This is a genomic window from Caballeronia sp. ATUFL_F1_KS39, assembly GCF_023630985.1.
GTDB lineage: Bacteria > Pseudomonadota > Gammaproteobacteria > Burkholderiales > Burkholderiaceae > Caballeronia > Caballeronia zhejiangensis.
On record NZ_JALQDZ010000118.1, the window covers coordinates 1 to 252 of the forward strand.

The 252-nt window shown below is 67.1% G+C and carries 1 protein-coding gene; it reads left to right on the forward strand.

Annotated features, from left to right (window positions below):
• Positions 1–252 (forward strand): hypothetical protein (locus NCR93_RS31800; protein ID WP_250532482.1); only part of this gene is annotated, 252 nt, incomplete at both ends.

Consider the following 252-nt stretch of genomic DNA (forward strand, 5'->3'; position numbering starts at 1 on the left):
GGCGTCATCGGCGTCCTCGCCTACGACGAAGTCAACGGCTGGACCGTTGACGGCACCCTGACCGGTGCTGGCCTCGGTGGCGTTCTCGCTACCGGCCTCACCCGTGCCAAGCTGTCCACTCGTCTCCGCACCAACGCCCCGTACTGCCGCCTGGTCTGCACCCCGGGTGACATCGAAGGCACTGCCACCGTCGTCACCCGCGCGTTCCTCTCGGACGGCACCAACACGTACCTCGACAACGGAGTCGTGTAC